Annotated in this window: 14 protein-coding genes and 8 pseudogenes; 14 read left to right on the top strand and 8 right to left on the bottom strand. The window is 62.1% G+C overall.

The features are described 5' to 3' along the window. Positions 1-270: 270 nt before the first annotated feature. From ACXX9E_RS28505 to ACXX9E_RS28515, 3 genes are all read right to left on the bottom strand, one after another. Positions 271-522 carry a hypothetical protein gene (locus ACXX9E_RS28505; RefSeq protein WP_458556625.1) on the bottom strand — a complete coding sequence of 84 codons (252 nt, stop codon included), beginning with the start codon at positions 520-522 and terminating at the stop codon, positions 271-273. A 373-nt stretch (positions 523-895) separates the two neighbouring features. Then, entirely contained in the window at positions 896-1099 is a 204-nt protein-coding gene (locus ACXX9E_RS28510) for a hypothetical protein (RefSeq protein WP_458556626.1), read from the bottom strand. A gap of 357 nt (positions 1100-1456) precedes the next feature. Continuing rightward, positions 1457-1708: a hypothetical protein gene (locus tag ACXX9E_RS28515; protein ID WP_458556627.1), complete on the bottom strand. Its 252-nt coding sequence runs from the start codon at positions 1706-1708 to the stop codon at positions 1457-1459. Positions 1709-2147: 439 nt separating this feature from the next. Here ACXX9E_RS28515 and ACXX9E_RS28520 point away from each other — a divergent pair. The 4 pseudogenes from ACXX9E_RS28520 to ACXX9E_RS28535 form a co-directional block, all read left to right on the top strand. Continuing rightward, positions 2148-2620 (top strand): annotated as a pseudogene (locus tag ACXX9E_RS28520) (dTDP-4-dehydrorhamnose 3,5-epimerase family protein); the annotation flags it as partial. Next, positions 2621-4393, top strand: a pseudogene (locus ACXX9E_RS28525) (sensor histidine kinase). Between the two features lie 9 nt (positions 4394-4402). Beyond that, positions 4403-5728, top strand: a pseudogene (locus tag ACXX9E_RS28530) (sigma-54-dependent transcriptional regulator). Positions 5729-5784: 56 nt separating this feature from the next. After that, positions 5785-6150: pseudogene (locus tag ACXX9E_RS28535) on the top strand (YiiD C-terminal domain-containing protein); the annotation flags it as partial. Between the two features lie 346 nt (positions 6151-6496). Here the strand turns inward: ACXX9E_RS28535 and ACXX9E_RS28540 are convergent. After that, positions 6497-7251 (bottom strand): annotated as a pseudogene (locus ACXX9E_RS28540) (3'(2'),5'-bisphosphate nucleotidase CysQ family protein). A 41-nt stretch (positions 7252-7292) separates the two neighbouring features. After that, positions 7293-7840, bottom strand: a pseudogene (locus ACXX9E_RS28545) (NUDIX domain-containing protein). Positions 7841-7943: 103 nt separating this feature from the next. Between ACXX9E_RS28545 and ACXX9E_RS28550 the strand changes: the two are divergent. Next, a complete protein-coding gene (locus ACXX9E_RS28550; RefSeq protein WP_458556628.1) occupies positions 7944-8174 on the top strand; it encodes a hypothetical protein in 231 nt (76 codons plus the stop codon). A gap of 48 nt (positions 8175-8222) precedes the next feature. Further along, the gene (locus ACXX9E_RS28555; RefSeq protein WP_458556629.1) at positions 8223-8510 is read left to right on the top strand and encodes a hypothetical protein; all 288 of its coding nucleotides are present in this window, start codon (positions 8223-8225) and stop codon (positions 8508-8510) included. Between the two features lie 511 nt (positions 8511-9021). Here the strand turns inward: ACXX9E_RS28555 and ACXX9E_RS28560 are convergent. Further along, positions 9022-9315 (bottom strand): hypothetical protein, encoded by a 294-nt coding sequence (locus ACXX9E_RS28560; RefSeq protein ID WP_458556630.1) that lies wholly within the window; start codon positions 9313-9315, stop codon positions 9022-9024. Between ACXX9E_RS28560 and ACXX9E_RS28565 the strand changes: the two are divergent. From ACXX9E_RS28565 to ACXX9E_RS28585, 5 genes and pseudogenes are all read left to right on the top strand, one after another. Further along, positions 9256-10098: pseudogene (locus ACXX9E_RS28565) on the top strand (LysR family transcriptional regulator). The gene ACXX9E_RS28560 and the pseudogene ACXX9E_RS28565 sit on opposite strands and share 60 nt — an antisense overlap. 83 nt (positions 10099-10181) lie before the next feature. Next, positions 10182-10361 carry a hypothetical protein gene (locus tag ACXX9E_RS28570; RefSeq protein WP_458556631.1) on the top strand — a complete coding sequence of 60 codons (180 nt, stop codon included), beginning with the start codon at positions 10182-10184 and terminating at the stop codon, positions 10359-10361. A gap of 763 nt (positions 10362-11124) precedes the next feature. Further along, positions 11125-11334: a hypothetical protein gene (locus tag ACXX9E_RS28575; RefSeq protein WP_458556632.1), complete on the top strand. Its 210-nt coding sequence runs from the start codon at positions 11125-11127 to the stop codon at positions 11332-11334. A 9-nt stretch (positions 11335-11343) separates the two neighbouring features. Beyond that, on the top strand, positions 11344-11487 hold the full coding sequence (locus ACXX9E_RS28580) for a hypothetical protein (protein ID WP_458556633.1): 144 nt from the start codon (positions 11344-11346) through the stop codon (positions 11485-11487). Between the two features lie 617 nt (positions 11488-12104). Then, positions 12105-12284 carry a hypothetical protein gene (locus tag ACXX9E_RS28585; protein ID WP_458556634.1) on the top strand — a complete coding sequence of 60 codons (180 nt, stop codon included), beginning with the start codon at positions 12105-12107 and terminating at the stop codon, positions 12282-12284. A 280-nt stretch (positions 12285-12564) separates the two neighbouring features. Here ACXX9E_RS28585 and ACXX9E_RS28590 read toward each other — a convergent pair whose 3' ends face one another. Both ACXX9E_RS28590 and ACXX9E_RS28595 read right to left on the bottom strand, forming a co-directional pair. Then, complete coding sequence (locus ACXX9E_RS28590; RefSeq protein ID WP_458556635.1) at positions 12565-12702, bottom strand: hypothetical protein; 138 nt, start codon at positions 12700-12702, stop codon at positions 12565-12567. After that, a complete protein-coding gene (locus ACXX9E_RS28595; RefSeq protein ID WP_458556636.1) occupies positions 12699-12890 on the bottom strand; it encodes a hypothetical protein in 192 nt (63 codons plus the stop codon). Before ACXX9E_RS28595 ends, ACXX9E_RS28590 begins: the two co-directional genes overlap by 4 nt. Positions 12891-12992: 102 nt before the next feature. On the opposite strand from ACXX9E_RS28595, the gene ACXX9E_RS28600 reads away from it, so the two are divergent. The 3 genes and pseudogenes from ACXX9E_RS28600 to ACXX9E_RS28610 all read left to right on the top strand — a co-directional run. After that, positions 12993-13301: a hypothetical protein gene (locus ACXX9E_RS28600; RefSeq protein ID WP_458556637.1), complete on the top strand. Its 309-nt coding sequence runs from the start codon at positions 12993-12995 to the stop codon at positions 13299-13301. Between the two features lie 316 nt (positions 13302-13617). After that, positions 13618-14046: pseudogene (locus tag ACXX9E_RS28605) on the top strand (hypothetical protein); the annotation flags it as partial. Next, positions 13931-14232, top strand: a 302-nt coding sequence (locus tag ACXX9E_RS28610) for a hypothetical protein (protein WP_458556638.1), incomplete at its 3' end; no start/stop codon positions are given. The pseudogene ACXX9E_RS28605 and the gene ACXX9E_RS28610, both read left to right, overlap by 116 nt.

Genomic DNA, 14232 nt, shown 5'->3' on the forward strand with positions numbered 1-14232 from the left:
GAGACGTCGGCGCCCGACCGCTGGCGCCCACGCCAGACGAACGGCGAGGTCATTGGTCTTGCCGCCGCTGTCGACCAGAAACACCTCATCCATGCCTCCGGCGTGAGTCGAGCAAGCGTCGGAAACTGGCGACCGCCAGGAGTCGAACCGGGGGAAGTTGGATCCAGCAGCGACCATCGCCGGCTCTGCCACCGCCATGCGCGGATGGGCCACGCCCAGACCGCGACATCATCGAAGACATGTCCAGGTAGTAGTGGCCCTGCATGTCGATCAGGCGACGGCGCGAGCCGCGCTGATGCGCGGCGGGTCACGAACAGCGTCTTCTGCGTGCGGGCGAAACTGGCGTCTATGCTGCGCCAGCAGGGTCTCGTATTCCAGCTCCGGGCCGGCATCACAGGCCAGCCGAGAAACGCGGCCTGCGACGACACAATGCGCCTGCCACGCCGCCGCCGGGGCTGGTGTGCAGAACAGCGGGGCCGCCGAGCCGTGCACCGCGACACAACCGCACCAGCAACGGGCCACTGACCGCGCCCAGGCTGCCCTCGACCAGCGCTGCGCCGCTTCGCAGCCAGGGTGCGACACCCGACAAGCGCATGTGAGTCGCGGGCCGTCCAGCTGCAGCGCTCGCTAAATCGATGCAGCACACCGGCAACGGGCGCATCCACCGCAGTGCTGTTGTACACACGCAACTCGACATGCAACGGGAAGTGTTGTTCGTCGGCACTGTCAGGGCGGGTGCGCGACAAACGGGGTTGCCTGTAACGGCCTCGCTGCTCAGGGCGATGGGCCGTTGCTGCTCTCGTTTAGTACTCGCTGGTCAATACTGTCTGTTCTCCAGTCACCCGCTTCTGAAATGCGGTCGAGCACCTCGAGATCGATCAGCGCGAATCCGCCGTCACGCCCGGCAACTGGCGCACCTTTCACTGTCGATGACTGGCAAGGCCTGGCTGAATGGCGCTGAGGATTGCTGCTCCTCCATCAGCGCCAGCGGTACCGAGGCGGCGATGTGGAAGATCTTCACCACCATGGACAAGGTCGCGGCTGTAATGGTTGCTGGGGTCGATGCTGACCTGGCTGTTGTCGCTATGAGCACCAGCATGGCTGCGTGGTCATGATCAAGGGCCTGACAATGCTGAAGTTCTTCGTGTCCTGCAGCGGATCGACCGCGTGAGAGCCTGAACCGCTGCAACACGACAAAAGGATCGCCACCGCGCGCACGCAATAGCGTGGCGCAGGTCACCGACAGATCGGTGATGTGCTGCTGGTGCGCACCAGATCGCCGAAGTCGATCACTCCTGCAATTGCTCAGTGCCGCTGCGTATTGCGCCGCCAGACGGTGTTGTCGTCGGTGATGTCCATGTGGATCGCCTGCACCGGCAGCTTGGCGCTGGGTTGCTGCAGTCGGGTTCGGCCTGTTCGGCGGCGTCGGCGATCAAGGCACGCTGCGATTCGTCGATCACGGCAACAAACGACGTATCAACGCACGGCGTGGCGGGCGTCCCATCGGCAGTGTACGCGCCAGCCCTGGATGGTCGAACCCGGCCAGCGCCAGATCAATCGCCCGCAGAAGCTGGCCCAACCTGGCCACCATGCTGCTCGAAATGATCGAGACGGTCAGCGGCTGGCCTTCGATGCCAGTACGTACATGGACCGCTTCGCCACCGGCTTCGAGTGTCAGCAGATCCTGACCGTCATCGGCCGCAATCACCGTGGATATTCACCGCAGAATGCGCCGCGAGGAGTCGAGGCCGGCATGCTGGCGCTGGCAACTCCACGAGGGCGTGGCACAATTTCAGGACGAAGCGCCTGCGTGCGCTGTCCACATGGAATGGATCCTGCTGGCCACCCAGGGGGTGCAGCGTACCGCTGAGCCTGTAATGGTCCGCCAGCCATTGTCGGGGCTGTGAGAAACCTGCGGGCGGCAGACTGGCGCGATGGATGAACGTGGCGAGCGGCATGAAACGACCCTGAAATTTTATTAAGACGCCTACATCGCCATCGCAGACGCGCAACCCCCGCCTCGCGGCAAGACAGTATTCTGCGAGCGGGAAGATCGGCGCCCTTCGGACTCGCGAGAATGGTGCCTATTCATCCTTCCACGGAAACTTCATGAACGTAATTATCATCCGAACCGCCGTGTTCGATCATTGAACCCAAAAGGGGTATTTGGTGATGGAAAGCGCGGCTTTTTTTACGAGAGCTTCAATGCCAGGGCTTCGAGGACGATCTGGGCGACCCCACCCCCCGTTCAGGAAGACCATCGCGCTCGGAGAAGGTGCTGCGGGGCTGGGATTACGACTGGAAACACTCAGGGCAAACTGGCGCGGGTCGACGGCCGCGAGGTACTGGGATGTCGCCGTGGACATCGTCGGAGCCACTGCATCGGGCCAGTGGGTGCGGTCGCTGCTGCTGCTGACGATGTCAGATGGTCTGGAAGGTTTTGCGCATGGCTTCGTGGTCCGAGCCAGTTCGCTGATCTCGACAAGACCACCGACTTCACGCCTGGAGCCGAACGAAGACATCCTGCTGGGACCGACCCGGACCTGGCCATCGACCGGCAACTCGACGAAGTGCTGAACTGTCGGCCAAGGATCAGGCAGCGGTGTTCTTCAAGGACGCCATGCTTTCTGAGCGTGGCATATGCGTGGTCATTACAGGCGTATTGGATGAAACTATTTCTCCCTCAAGAACCCGCTGGCGCAGCCTCGCTCCTGCTGGCCCGTGCCTGGTGCTGCTGTGGCCGCTGGAGCATCTGGCCGAGGTCACCACCGCAGCGAACTGGCGGACAGTTGCCAGACCCTCGACCTCGACGTCGCCAACCTGCTGGGCACCTGGACCGCGACGAAGCGCTGCCGCAGATCGGCGACCTGCCGGCCCGCGCCTACTGGAGCGCTCAACGACGGCGCCACCGAGGGCAACGCTCAACCGCTGCGCAACAGATCGCCGCCGAGACTGGCGGCGCCGAAGTCAATGCACCTATGGACACCAGCGGCGAGACACGGCGGCGTCGAACTGGACAAGTACTACAGCTTCGTCTGGGCCAACTTCTTGTTCGTCGTATCAGCGAAGCCATGGCGGTGTCTGGGGCGTTCTCTTCGGCCTCGGCACGAACCCCGCCAAAACGTGGTCAACTCCTCGCTGCCGCCGCGCGCAATGGTGAAAAGATCATCGGCGACTGGCTGAATCAAGGTCGACCTCGACGACACCGAAAGCCTCGGCAAAACCGAAGAACTGCTGGGCAACCGACCATAACGGGGTGGTCATCCTGAACCTCGCGCCCCGACGCGCTTTCGCTCCACGCGCGTCCTGAGCGATACGAGCGCTGGCTGATCACGGCCATTCCAGCCTCACCCGACGCCGTTCGTCAACTGGAAGCGACGCCGTGGTCTATGCAAACCGACGACATCGCCAACCGGCTGAGCGTGAGCATTCTCGCCCGCGACGCTGATCATCGTCCTGGTGCAGTGGTCGCCATCGGCGGCAACTGGCTGCTGGTGGTGACGCCGTCGCCGAACGACGACCAACGCCGCCGGCATGATCCTGGAACGCATCCGCCTTCGGAGCCAAGGCCGCGACCTGGAAGGCGGTCGCCGAGCGCACCAGCGATCTGGAAGGCTCGAACCGCTGCTGAAAGAGGAAAAGCGCTGAGCGCGAACAGGCGCAACAGGAATCGGGTGCGTGCGCAGGACGATCCGGTCAAGGCTGGCAAACTGTCGGTGCTGGGCATGATGTCGGCGAAGATCAGCGACTGAAACGAATCAACCGCCTGCGGTGATCCGCAGCTACGCCGAGACGCTGAAGCGCCGCTCGATCATCAGCGGACCGACGATGCTCGCTGGTACTCGAAACTGATCAGCGAAACCGACCTGTACGCATGGCCTCGATCATCGCCGACCTGCGCGCCTTTGCCGGCCGCGACCGGCATGCCGGGAAAGCGTGGCGCTGCAACCGGGCACCTGGACGATGCGCTGCGCGACCCGCCAAAAACGCCGCCGAAGCATGGAAGCTCGAACCGATCCGAACCGCCTGCTGCTACTGTGGGTCGAAGCTGGGCCGCCTGCGCCAGTGGTGCTCGGCAACCTGCTGGTCAATGCCTCGACCATGGTGCCCGCCGCGAAACCTGCGGCTGAGCGCCGAATCCACCGCCGACGGCGTCAACCGGCATTCGCGAATGGCTGGGTCTGCATGGAAGCCTTGGTCGCGCCAGCGAGCCCTTCGACACCACCAAGACCGGCACCCAGGGCCTTGGGCCGGGCCTCACCGTGAAACCGATGCGCGCCTTCGGTGGCGAACGTCGTTCGCCAACCACAAGCAGGTGGTGCTCTTGATCTACCTGCGACTGCGCGCCGGCGCACCCGGTCAGCCTGTACCGTCGAGGTATCGAAGTGCATGACGATCTGACATTCGATTCCAGGTGGTGTTGATCGACGACGATCCGCACTCGCGTCAGGCCTCGGCGACTCTGGACCGGGCTGGTTGAAGCTGCCACTGGCTGAAGCCAAGGCCTGGCTGGGCAGCTTGAACGCTACTGGCCAGGCGTGGTGGTCAGCGAGATTGGGATGCCGGCATGGACGGCTGGAATCGTGAGCGAGCTGGACGCCGAGGACCTGGAGCCACCCGTGCCGTCGATCACCGGCCACGGCGACGTGCCGTTGGCGGTGCAGGCGATGCGCGCCGGTGCTGATGATCTGGAAACTGTTCGCCAGCGATGCGCTGCTCTACAGCGTGCGCCGCGCCCTGGCCCTGCGCCGCCTGGTGCTGGAGCAACCGCAGCCTGCGCCGGGCCCTCAGCGAACCGCAACGAACTGAGCGCCGACGCGCCAACTCGGCCCCGATGTCGCGCCTGCGCGAACAGATCGGCGCACTGGGCCGAACGTAAGGCCGACGCGCCGACGGCGAAACCCGCGCCGGGCAAGAAGTCGTCGCCGGCGTTGCACGACCTGTCGAGCCGGTGCAATGGCTGCTCGCGGCCAGAACGCCGGCACGGGCCGAGTCGGTGGTCGAGAGCGAACTGTTCGGCCACGAACCTGTGCTCGATGCGCGCAGAAACGCTGGATCGGCACCGAGTCGCCAACGGCGGCACGCCGTCCTCATGAAATCGAAAGCATGAGCATGGGATGTGCAGGCGAAGTCATGCGCATGCCGCAAGAGCGTGCTGTCAATGCTGCGGCAATCAGCTGATCCGCTGGGATTCGCGTCATTGCTGCGACGAAGGAAGACCTGCTGCTGCTGATCAGGTCGATCTTGTGCCGACCGGCATCCACCGCCTCAACGTCGCCGCCGTCATTTTCGCCGTCGCGCGAACGTGGTGAAGACGTGCTGGTGCTGTTCGAGCATCATGCCGATCAGCTCAGCGCCGGCCATGGAGTTCGTCTACGAACTGGAGCCGGACAACGTGCTCTGCTGTGCGGCACACCTGGCTGGTACGCCGCCGGTAATCGCAGAACGCTGCCGAACGTTCCGCCCTCGGCCTGGAGCCTGCGCTGGACAAACGGCGGACACTGATGGCGGCGGCAGTGCTGTGGAGGTCATCAGCGGCGGCCTGAGCCGAGCAAGGAAACCTCGAGAAAATCGTTGATCGCCGCTGAAGCTGTGCGTCACAGTTCGTGCGCAGCCTCGCCGAAGCCGTGGCATTCCGCGCAAACCCCACGACAAAGCGGCCAAGCACGGGTCGAATTTCGAGCAACGCCGACGGAGACGAAGCCGAACGAACCGTGCGACAGCCTGATCCGGACCGGTGCTCATCGACGAGATCGCCGACCCGCGACATGGGCCGACACCTACTGGCGCGAGCAACAGCTCGAAGTTGCACTTGCCGCTGGAGCCGAACGTCAATCACAAGAGCATCATGTTCCGGCGGCAGCCTCTACTGCGGCGTGGTGCTCGGCGGGCTGGGGCTGGCTGCATCCGCGCCTGAAGGAGGAAGGCATCAAGTACGCACATCGTGATCGAGGAAGGCGATCAGTGATCGACTGCCGGGTCACGGTGATGCGACGGCGATTCGCCCTGCACCGGAAGCGTGGTCCGGAGAAGTTCTGCGACGTACGAGCGCTATGGCGCGCACGGTTGACGCTCAATACGCGGATCGTTAACGTGGTAAGTGATGAGGATGCTGTGATATTTACCGGGCAGAAAATTTTGCACTGTTAATATTATCTTTACCCCTAGCCCTCTCCCCGGAGGGAAGGGATCTATCTAGAGGTCTCTGTGTCAGACAATTCCACTGAAATAATTGAGCGATTATGGAATCAGAAAGTGGCTCAAGTCGGTGAACTTCAGCATCCCCGAACTCGGTCTCTCCTTCGGGAGAGGTGGACCAGGCGTCTTGCGTCAGACATCAAAGCTGAAAGATCGGCAGCGATCATGGATTCAGTAAGTGGTGGAAGTCGGTGAAATCTCTCAAGCACTCCCGAACGCTCCGGGGGAGAGGGGGCTGGGGTGAGGGAATCGAAGAGTCGTTAGTCACCCGAGTCAGCTCCAGCAAAAAATCTGGAACTCATGCCGCTCTCGCTGCAGCGCTGAGAAAGAATCGATCGAAGCAGCGATTCCGCGCGGGAAGGCAGAACGCTTCGCCTGAATCAGAAAATCTCGCCGCGGCACCTGGACACGCCCTGTGCCGCTGTGGTGTCCGATTGCGACGCTCGCGCCAGGCGCGGTAAGGTCGCCGCGCCTTCGACGATAGGCAAAACTTCAACGAACTGCTGATCGCCAGTCGGAGCCGACCGAGACGCACCAACTGGTCGAGCAACCTGCTCAGGGCTCAATGCCGACGACGGGCCACGACTGTAAAGGCCTCGCCCTGGCCTGGTACATCGTGCACCTGAATCAACACCGGCGTCCGCTTGTCTCGCAACGCGCACCTAGCTGTGTCGCCGACGTAGAAGCGACCATTGGCTCGCATCAACACCGTCACCACGCGACCGTCTTCGATCAGCGCGACGTCGATGCGGGTCTCGCTGCCGCTGATGAACTTCTTGGTCCGATCAGCGGATCGACGCCGACCAGTGCTGCCATCCGGCGCGACGGCTCGCGGGATCGGCGTCCTCTTCGGACAAAACCGGAGTATCCGGATCGAGTGCTGTCAGCCGGGCGACGATCAGATGATGTGCTGCGAGATCCGCAGCGGCTCACCGGCGAATCATCGGACCTGCACGACTTCAACGCCGACGCGCCAGAACGGCAAAAAACTGCTCCGCCGGCCTGCAGGCCAGTTCGGACCACCGGCGCCATCATGGGATGGGGGAAATTTATTGAAGACCTCACTCATGACGAAAAAATCCTGCGCGTCAAGATCATGGTCCAGAAAGCGCGGCCAGTGCGCGGCCTCCGGAGAATCGCGGGTTCCGCGCCAGCGCGACAGTCCACGCAGGTCATCTTGTCGACCCGCACATCGGCTCGGCGATCACCTCCAGATGCTCTTCGTACAGATCGGTGGCAAGCACGACCTGGATTCTGCTCACTGAACCGGCGACAAACGACAGCTTGGTCAGGTGCTCGAGTCGGCGGTGCGCCGAAACCGGCCTCTTCCTCCAGCCACGCTCGGCCGCCGCCAGCACATCCTCACCCTGGTTCGATCAAGCTCCGGGCAGCCAGATGAATCGTCCAGCGCCTGCTGCAACATCTTCGACGAGCACCGCGTGTTCGGCATCGAGTATTGCCACAATCATCGACCGCGCCGAGTGAACCTCCGCCGACCAAAACGCTCAAAGTATGCTCCACCATCGGAGAAAAACCAGCTTCAGTTCTTCGACACAAACAGGCGACTGGTGGCGACGATCTCGCGGGCAAGTACGGTGGGTTCCGGCGCATGCAAAGCCTCCTTGGCGTGAACGTGCACCATAACGCGGCTCTCCGATTGTTGACGTCGGATATCTCTTCGATCGTCGAGACGCTGTCGCGATGCCTTCTTTACTGTGGTCCGCATCCATACTGTCGTCCTGCACATGGACCGTACGTTGCTGGATCCGGTTTCCCAGATCATTTCCTGGCCGCAAGAACTGCCCCAGCGTTACGCCGACCTGCACGGCGAGCCGGGCGATGGCCGAGATGGAATCCAGCCGCTGTTCGACGACGCCGGCCAGTTGCAACGGCAATCGCCTGGATCTCTGGAGCGCCGAAGCGAAACTATCGGCGAACTGCTTGGAAATGGTGCATCGTATCGCGTTGCGCCCTGAACGCCGACATCTTTCCGCACGCGATCAAACGCTGGCAAGTGGGTGATCATGATCATCAACGCGACCGCGGTCGCCGTCGCCGAAACTGGAACGGATCGAAGCGGACCGCAATTCGAACGGCCGATCAGCTACGATGATGGTTTCTCAGCGGCACCCGCAATTCTGGATGTTCTCAGGCACAGATCGACTTTGATCGGCACGAGCTGTCGATCGACGATACGTCGCTCGATCGGCGCAGTGCGCGGCGTCTTCGGCGATGCGTACTGCTGGCGGTCAAGGAGCTGGACAAGCCGCAAAGGGCTGAGGAAGACCGCCGAAGTTCGTGGTCGAGGATGACCGCGACCTGATCTAGGTCGGCAAATCCATCGCGCCGAGGAAGCTCGCTCCCCACTGGAGGCCGAAGCCGACACGCTCTCGACAGACGCGCAGACCGTGACGGACCCCCGCGCCGCTGTTGGGGCCGTTGCGCGGCCGAGCGAGCAACTGGCACAAAGGCTTCGGCTTCACTTCGGAAACACGAGTTGGTCCTGCAGGAAACCTCGTTCATCTTGAGCATCGGTTTGTTGGCTTCGAAGATCTTGGTATTCGGTTGGCGTCGCTGTAAACCGTACGAGATCGGCACCGAGCGTGTCCCTGAACTTTTCACCTCGACAAACCGGCGGCCGACGACGATCAGCCGGTCACGGTGATCTGGTCTTCGACATGCCGAGATACCGGGGTTACCGACGGCCAGCAAATCCTCTCCTTCCTCTGGCTCGCCACCTCACCGGCGACCGTGACGTCCACCGTCGACGGTGGCCTGCACATTCCTGCACCGCCCAGCCCTGACCTCGCCAACCGCCAACCTTCAACTGCGCGGCATCGGCATTACCCGGTCAGCAGTATCAATCAGCTTCTCGCCGTCCTCCACAAAGCTGAACAGACTCATAGTGCACACCTCGATCTGGGTATCAAGATGTTCAAGCTGTACCATCAGCCACACCCGGTTCCAGGCCGACCAACGACCTGGCCCGCGTAAAGCGCGGCAACCGCCACCCCGCCGAGCACGCACCGGAGCGAAGATGGACATCAAGCAGCGAACCTGGATCGCCTCGACGAAACCGTCATCGGCCCAGGCTGCTGCCGCCGCCACATCACGCAACCGACGTCTCGTCGATGCGTCTACGAGCCCTCTCGAAGAAGCTCGCTGCCGCGGCCACGCGGTCAGTGCTTCAGGGTCTCATGGTGCTGGGCGAGCGAGTGCTGGCGTGGGCGCGTTCGGTGATGCCCGCTACGACGGACTCGCAGGCGGAAGCGGCGGCGTGTCGCGGCAACCTCATCGGCATGTTGTGCTGGGTGTCGTGCTGCTGTCGAGCTTCGATCCGCTGCCACTGATGCAACGTTTGCATGCGGCGCACCGAACCCGGCGTTTCGAAACGTCGGTGCTGAGTCCGAGCAGATCCTCGAACATCTTGCTAAACACCGCATCGACCTCGGCGGTGCCGCATCCTCGATCGCCTGGATTGATGAATGTTTCGAAATCACTGGCCTTCAGCGAATACTCGCATGGGGCCTGCTGTATGACCAGCGCAGCTTCCTTCGGCCAGGCAGCGTCGAGCTGGAAGCGCTGATCGACCTGCTGCTGGGCATGCCGACCAGCGGACGCACTCCGACCAGTCCATCGACCAGGACTTCGACAGCCGCGGCCTGACCAGCCACTGTCAGAAACCGATGCGTCCATCAGTCACAGGCTGTGCACGGCGAAGTTTTGCCGCGCGATCATGCCGCTGGACGGTGTGAAGGACGATCACCTGCGCCTGCAACTGATCGAAAACGCCCAGACCCTCGCCCCGAATGGGCCTGATCATGCGCCGTGGCGCCCGCGTTCAGCGTGGTGAGGCCGTTCGTGCTGTATCAGAAATCACTGGAAAAGCACGATCGATGAAAACACCATCAATAGATCGACATAGCGATTAGACGCGACAAAGTCGCGCCTAGCTCAACGTTGATCAATCGTCGGCGACGCCGATGAACGCGAAGCGCTCAACCGCGCTGCGCCTGCTTCTTGAAATGCTGCCGCCGCTGAGCCAGACGAACAGCTACAGCGACGGCACCCTGGTGGAATCGGTCAGCACCGCGCCGGCGAGGAAGTCGCGTTGGCGATCGCCGCAACGGCATCAGCGAGGCGATGCTGGTCAACATCGATGAATCTGGAAGACTTCATCGTTGGTCTTCAGCCTCGGCAGCGGCATCATCGAGGACGCCAGCGATATCTATGACCTGCAACTGAGCGCGCCGGCTCGGCGCAATACGCGCAGTCTACCATTGCCGAACCGCGCCTTCTGGAACTGGAAGACAGCGTCGGCAACTGGCTGGTACGCAGCGACGCGGGCTCTGCGGCGTCGAAGTGGTCGAGCAGGCCCTACCCGACCTGAAGGCGCTGCCGCGCACCGCCGCCACCATCGAAATGCCGACGGCTCGCGTCGAGCGCATCCAGCGTCTTCAATGTCGGGCCAGACCGCCGGCGCCGCGCACGTGGCTGTGTTCATGAACGCCGCGGTGAATCGCTGCTCGGCCGCGAAGACATCGGCGGCACAGTCCCCCCAGATCGATCGGCGGCTTGATCCGCGAAGTCATCCATATGGTGGCCGGCGATCGTCACCAGCCGCTGCAGCCTCGAATCGATCGACAAAGTTCCGCGCGCCGGCATCCAGACCTGGGCCAGCCTGTCCGCACCCACGGCCTCGCCGTGACGGTCTGTCGACATAACCAATCCATCACCTGCCCGAGAAGCGGCGCCGCGGCTACAGCCGGCTGATGGAGAATCAAGCGTGAGCCGAACATCATCAAGCTGATCAGCAACCTGTCCCGCGCCACAGTTATAAAGGTGCTGCTCGGCGGCCGGGGTGCTCTATCAGCGTGGCCGAGGCCCTCGTCGACGAGCGACAACGCGCTGAAAATGGTGCGCATGATGCTCAAAACCAACCAGAACGGGCGGTTTCGACCGCCCGGGCCGCGCGGCTATTCGCCGCAAGCGGCATGGTCAAGTTCCGCCAAGAACGGCGCCAAAGCGGTGAACTGGGAAGCGACCAAGCGTCGCGTGGATGCGAGTTCTTCGCCAACACAGCGTGACCGTGGCTGGAACAGTAGCGACTACTGGGTGGAGTATCAGGGTCGCTGAGATCTACTGATGGTCGACGACGCCGAAAAGATCGATCGCTACAAGCCGATCAGCTGGGACGATGCTGGACGCACTGATCGCCAACACCTGCAAGGTGGCCGAGCCGGAACTGCCGAACTCGACCTCCTGGTCGCGCCAGCAACGAAGCGGTGATCTGTACGCAGCTGTTCGTGCGCGCCTACGGCACGGACAACTTCCCCCGACTGTTCGAACATGTGCGACGAGGCCAGCGGCGTGGTACTGCGCAAAGCGTGGGCGCGGCAAGGGCACCGTGACCTTCGACGACTTCGAACATGCCGACCATCCTCCGTCGGCGACAACCGGCACCAACCACCGTGATGCTCGAACCGCTGCGCGAAGCGGTGAAATGGGCGCACAGGTGGTCTTGTATTACCGCTGAAAGAGCGCGGTCGAGCGTTTCATACTGCAGCATCGTCGAAATGCTCACCAACGGCGACAAGCTGACCAACACCGCGTATTCCGTTCGGCCTGGGGCGGTGACATGGCGGTCCTGCGCGGCATGGTCAAGTTCCTCCTGCAGTGGGACGCTATGCACAAAACTGGCGCACCGGCGGGTTCGACGATGACTTCCTCAACGCCCACAGCGCCAACGCGCCGGAGTATCTCGGGGTCGTTCGATGACATGCTGTGGGACAGATCGTCGACGTACTGGCTGACCCTGGTCGAGATCGAGCAACTGGCACCATGTACGCCAAGGCAAGAACGTGATCATGCGCCGGCAACGGGCAGGCCACCCAGTATCGCCATCGGTGCGACTCATCCAGGAAATCGCCAACCTGATGCTGCTCGCGTGGCAACATCGGCAAACTGGTGCGGCCCGCGCCTGGTGCGCGGCGACAGCAACGTGCAGGGCGACCGGCACGATGGGCATCAATGAACGGGCGATCTGCGGGCGTTCGTCGATCCACTGGAGCGGCGTCTCCAGTTGAAGGTGCGGCGCCACAACGGGCACAACGTGGTCGAGGCGATCGATGCGATGGCCGAAGGCCGCGCGAAGGCTTCATCGGTCTGGTGAACTCTCGCTGAGGCGACGCCGGACAACCTGCGCACGTTCCAGGCGCTGAGCAATTGCGACCTGACCGTGCAGATCAGCACCAAACCAATCGAGCTGATCCGCCCACGGCAAGGACGTGCTGATCCTGCCGGTGCTCGGCTCGACCCAATATCGACATCGAGACCGAAGGGCTGCAAGCGGTCACTGTGGAAGACTCATTCAGACATGGTCCACGCCTCCAATGGCGAGTTGAGCTGCTGTCGAACCAGACGCGTCGAAGCGGCCATCATCGCCGGCATTGCTGCCGCCACACTGGGCAGCAACTGGTGGACTGGTACTGCTGGGCGGCTCATGATGGGCGCATCCGCGAGCTGATCGTCGACACCATCCGAACTTCAAAGACTTCAATGAGAAGATCAAGAACCTGGTGCTCGACCTTGGCAAGAGCGCCGGCGCGCGCAAGTGGAAGACACACCGTCGGGCTGTGCTGTTCGCGCGAGCTGCTGCTGAAGACCTTGTCGACGAACGCATGCGTGCTCATGGGGCTGCCGGACCTGATCCTGCAGTTGATGTGCTTGACGACGATACAATACTACGATCGATGGTCGTACGACTGTTATCGTGGTCAAAAGGCTAGTGTGATGTGCTGTTTGTCAACGAGGCCGAACATCATTCGCCTGGCTTCGTCGGTAGAAAGCTTATCGCTGCGGCGGGAATCGACGGTCGCAAGCGCGCGGTGAAGGGCTTCGACCTGACCGGCGTTCGAGATTCCTGCGGTCAGGCGGTGGCTCACGATCCGGAAGTGAACCTGCTGGTGCTGCTGGAAGCACCGGGGATGGCAGCCATACACCGACGTCGAAATTCATCGCGATCGGCTTGGAAGCGGCGAGCGAGAGTGGGGTCCATCATGGCCAAATCCGCTTCATCTGGTCAAGCACCATCGCCATCGTGAGCAGGTCGACTCCTACAGTTGAATGTGTCCATCTCAGGACTCGGTCACCGCAGGAGTGAGCTGCCCGCCATAGTGGTTGCTCATTCAATGCAATTCTCTACGTGATTTTCAAATGCCGCCACAAAAAAAGGCTGCTTTTTCAAGTGGCTGTCTGAGTAAGTGAAGATGAAATTGCTTAGTTTTGACAAAACAGTAACTTGAATAATCGTATACAAAATGTGTTATTCGTCGGATTTTTATTGCTAAACTTGTTAGACAGCCTCAGGATTGGCGCCGTCATCCTTCGAGGTCCTCGACGAAGCTTCTCTCATTCTTCTTGTTGTCCTCGGCCTTGGTCAGTGGCTTCTGAGCTTGCTGCGGAGGTACCACCGAAGAGGTGGGTGGTGCATCGGGCGGGGTCTGGTCGGTCGTTGGCTCAAGCTCAGGCGGAGCACAGGTTCACGCATTGGCGCAGCCGGCGGCGCGGGTGGTAGCGTGGTGGTGCGCAACAAGACAGCCGTGGCGAAGCCGCCGATCCGGCGGTGCATCGGGCGCAGCCGGTGATGCGTGGCTGGCCGCAGATGGGCGGGACCACCGGAGTCTTATCGGCGCCGCAGCAGGTGGTGGCGCCGGTGGCGTGCTGGTAACGCATGGGCAACCAGAGCAATGCAACGAAGGCTGTTATTACGATCGTGGTCGTGATCGTTGCTACTACTGCTATGACCACCGTGGTCGCGGTCACGCTCATGGCTATTGCAAGCATCACCATGATCGCGACGACGCATCGCGTTACGCGGGAAGATCCAGTTGGCCGCGATTTGTTCAAACCAGCAGACGCTCCAGGGCTCCACGCACCGGCTGGAATCGGACTGGTCTATCGCTGTTGCTCTACGAAGACATGGACAAAATGCTGCTGCGCATGCCTCGAACTCCTCACCTCTACCGCCGAGCC

It is taken from the genome of Pseudomonas sp. GNP014 (assembly GCF_054344005.1).